This is a genomic window from Candidatus Aegiribacteria sp. (genome assembly GCA_021108435.1).
GTDB lineage: Bacteria > Fermentibacterota > Fermentibacteria > Fermentibacterales > JCC-6 > Aegiribacteria.
Map to the genome: position 1 here is coordinate 1 of JAIOQY010000093.1, position 3,974 is coordinate 3,974.

Here is a 3,974-nt window from a genome sequence, read left to right on the forward strand (position 1 = left end):
TTCCGAGAGGTCTCCAAGTTTACCTTAGAAGAGTTCGGGCAAAGCGAATATTCAAGGAAATTGGAAACACTCGTATAAGATCGATCATATCTGAAGATAAATCGAATTTCGAATGGCCAGGTAAATACACTGCTGCCGTCATGATAACCCATGATGTCGAAACAGCTAAAGGACAGAAGAACATAAGAAAATTGATAAAGATAGAGCGAGATAAGAGGATTACTTCTTGCTGGAATTTCGTAACAGACAGGTACGACGTTGATACAACACTTATTTCGGAACTAAAGACATCCGGTCATGAGATAGGTGTACATGGAGTGTATCATGACGGGAAGCTCTTTTCATCTAGAGCAGTTTTTCAAAAAAGATTACCAGCGATCAGAGATGCTGCAGAAAAATGGGGGGCCACTGGTTTCCGGAGCCCTTCTCTACTCTATAAAACGAATCTTCTGAGAGAACTTCCATTCTCATGGGACTCTTCCATACCAGCATGGGATCCTTTTCAGCCACAACCTGGTGGATGTAGATGTTACTATCCTTTCAAGTTAAGTGATGCATGTGTAGAGCTTCCTGTTACTCTATGGCAAGATTTTACTCTCTTCGAGGAATTATGCGAATCTGGTATCGATATCTGGAAAGCGCAAATTGATGATATCTACAAAATAGGTGGTCTCATTAATGTCATTGTTCATCCTGACTATATGAATGAGCAGCGATTGTCTATGTATGATGAATTGCTGGAGCATCTTCAGTCAAAACAGCAACTCTGGTTTGCGCTTCCATCAGGCATTTCAAGATGGATTCTTGAGAAAAACTGATTTCTACCTGTTCGCGCCTTTTCCTACCCTGATTAATTGACACCTGTAACACGAACGGATATTATGCCAAGGAGTAATAACAGAATCTGGTGACACGCAACGTGGTGCATGTCACTTCGATCCTGTTGTTGTTGAGACAATCTTTCTAATGAGTTCAGTCTGGAGTAATGGGTATGTCGAATGAGAAGACCATAGCGCTGGAGAAGGAACTGGAAAGCCTAAGACTGAAACCTCCCTGTTCAGGGTTTGTGTCTGTGTTGAACAAACTTGCTTATGCCTGTCTTCATTCGGATCCCGGCAGATCGGAAGCGTGCGCTTTGGAAGCATGTAATCTTGCGGAGGAACTGGGATTTCCTGCAGAGCAGGCTAAAAGCAACACTACGCTTGGAAGAATCAATCAGGAGGCGGGGAACTTCCCTGAGGCGATGTCCTATTGCAGGAAAGCCATGAACATATATGAGGAACTCAAAGATGAAATCGGCATGGCATCTGTTCATGGCACACTGGCCGCCACGTACTGGTCCCAGGGTATGATTGACAAAGCCCTTGAGCACTTCCTCGAATCTCTCAGGCTGAAACAGGGAAGTGGCGCAAGTGAAGATGAGCTTGCTATTTGCTATCTCAATGTAGGTGCATGCTACTGCAGCCTGAATCGTCTTGACCTGGCGCAGTCATCCTATGAATACGTTCGCAGGATATGGGAAAGGTCCGGTGACCGCGAGAATCTGTCATACATCTACAACAACATCGGTTCTGTCTACGGAAAAAAGAAAGAACTGGATAAGGCCCGTAAGTACTTCAAGAAAGCCCTTGGGTTTCGGGAGGACCTGGGTGACAAAAAAGGTATGGCAAGCACTCTGAGCAATCTGGGAAGTTTGCATAAAGATCAAGGCGACAACGAATCAGCTCTTGATTTCTTCACCAGGAGCCTTGAACTGTATGAAGAGCTTGGCAACAGAAGAGGAGTTGCCTACACATGCGGCTGTATCGGTGGGGTATACACAAGGCTGGGGCGTTTTGATGAAGCCGAATCAATTATCAGCAGAGGCCTTTCGATAACAAGGAAACTCAAGCTGAAGGATTGGGAAATCCATTGTCTTCAGAACATTACGAATCTGTATGAGGCAAAGGGTGATTTGCAGCAAGCGCTTCAGTACTCCAGGGAGCTTAATACCTGCATTGAGGAACACCTGAACGAAAAGAGTATGGAAAAAATAGCAGGGCTTCAGGTTCAGTTCGAGACCGAGAAGAAAGAAAAAGAAGCCGAGATATACCGCCTGAAGAATGTTGAGCTTTCTTCGATGAACAATGAGCTTCGTAACGCACTTGCTCATGTGAAGAAGCTTCAGGGGATGCTTCCTATCTGTGCTTCGTGCAAGAAAATCAGAGATGATAACGGTTACTGGAAACAGATAGAGCTGTATGTTTCCGATCATTCAGATGCTACATTCACACATGGGATATGCCCTGAGTGCATGATAAAGCTGTATGGTAAAGAGTTTGCAGGGGAGTAAAAGGGTGACACGCAACGTGGTGCATGTCACGTCGATCCTGTTGTTGTTGAGACGATCGTTTCATAAGGGGTTTAATCTGGAGTAGCGGCATGTCCAATGAGAAGATCATAGCGCTGGAGAAGGAACTGGAAAGGCTCAGACAGGAGTCTGCCGGTTCAGAGCTTGTGTCTGTTTTGAACAAGCTTGCTTTTGCCGAGATGCATTCAGATCCAGGCAAAGCGGAAGCGTTTGCTGTAGAGGCATGTGATATTGCGGAAGAACTGGGGTTCCCTGTCTATCAGGCTGAGAGCTGCAGCATACTTGGAACGATTAATCATGAGGCTGGAAACTTTGCAGAAGCGATGTCGAATTGCAGGAAAGCCATGGAGCTTTATAAGAGACTTGAGGATAAGAACGGCATAGCATCTGTTCTGAGAATTATAGCAGGCACCTACTGGTCTCAGGGTATAATTGACAAGGCTCTTGAGTATTACCACGAATCGCTCAGGCTGAAACAGGAATGCGGCGCAAGTAATGATGAACTTGCCCTTAGCTACTTAAATATAGGCGTATGCTACAGCGGTCTGCATCGCCTTGACCTGGCGCAATCAGCCTATGAATACGCGAGAAAGATCCTGGAAAAGTCCGGAGATCGAAATAAGCTGGCATATATCTACAATAATATCGGCTCTGTATACGGAAGAAAGAAAGAACTGGACAAGGCTCAGGAGTATTTTCAAAAGGCTCTTGATCTCAGGGAAGAGCTGGGAGACAAAAGAGGTATTGCATCCACTCTGGGTAATCTGGGAAGCCTGTATAAAGATCAAGGCGATAACGAATCGGCATTGGGTTTCTTCTTAAGGAGTCTTGATCTGTTTGAGGAGATCGGCAATAGAAGAGGGGTTGCCTACACAAGCTGTAATGTCGGTGGTACCTACACAGCCCTGGGGCGTCTCGACGAAGCGGAAGAGCTTATAATTAGAGGTCTTTCAATAATAAGGAAACTGAAGCTGAAGGACTGCGAAATCCACTGTCTGGAGAATATTACGAATCTGTATGAGGTAAAGGGTGATTTACAGAAAGCGCTTCAGTACTCCAGGGAACTTAATACCTGCATTGAAGAACATCTGAACGAAAAGAGTATGGAGAAAATAGCGGGGCTGCAGGTTCAGTTCGAGACCGAGAAAAAGGAAAAAGAAGCCGAGATATACCGCCTCAAGAATGTTGAGCTTTCTGCGATAAACGATCAGCTTCGTGATGCGCTGATGCAGGTGAAGAAACTTCAGGGTATGCTTCCCATTTGCGCAAGCTGCAAGAAAGTCAGGGATGATGACGGTTACTGGCAGCAGATAGAGCTGTATGTCTCCGATCATTCAGATGCTACATTCTCGCATGGGATATGCCCTGAGTGCATGATTAAGCTATACGGAAAAGAGTTTGCCAGGGAGTAAAAGGGGGACACGCACCGAAGAGTGCATGTCCCCCTGTTTGTGCTTGTTGTTAAGCATCTGAAGTGTTTGGATGGAATCGACTTCTTTACGCTATGAAGGAGGACGGTCTTTATGAAGAAGCTATGGAGAGCACGCGGCATAGCTAATAAGGAAATCATAGCGCTGGAGAAGGAACTGGAATGGCTCAGGCGGGAGCCTCCCGGTTCAGAGCT

At 45.6% G+C, this 3,974-nt stretch carries 3 protein-coding genes; all 3 read left to right on the plus strand.

The genetic code is table 11. From position 1 onward, the window contains the following. Positions 1-818: hypothetical protein (locus tag K8R76_05720; GenBank protein ID MCD4847669.1), on the plus strand; the 818-nt coding region annotated here is incomplete at its 5' end. 173 nt (positions 819-991) lie between these two features. Next, complete coding sequence (locus K8R76_05725) at positions 992-2,332, plus strand: tetratricopeptide repeat protein (GenBank protein ID MCD4847670.1); 1,341 nt, start codon at positions 992-994, stop codon at positions 2,330-2,332. Between the two features lie 89 nt (positions 2,333-2,421). Next, positions 2,422-3,762 (plus strand): tetratricopeptide repeat protein, encoded by a 1,341-nt coding sequence (locus K8R76_05730; GenBank protein MCD4847671.1) that lies wholly within the window; start codon positions 2,422-2,424, stop codon positions 3,760-3,762. Positions 3,763-3,974: the final 212 nt, after the last annotated feature.

Bases quoted from the DNA above. Each gene is read 5' to 3' on its own strand.
- K8R76_05725 (MCD4847670.1), top strand. From the start codon at position 992: ATGTCGAATGAGAAGACCATAGCGCTGGAGAAGGAACTGGAAAGCCTA.
- K8R76_05730 (MCD4847671.1), top strand. From the start codon at position 2,422: ATGTCCAATGAGAAGATCATAGCGCTGGAGAAGGAACTGGAAAGGCTC.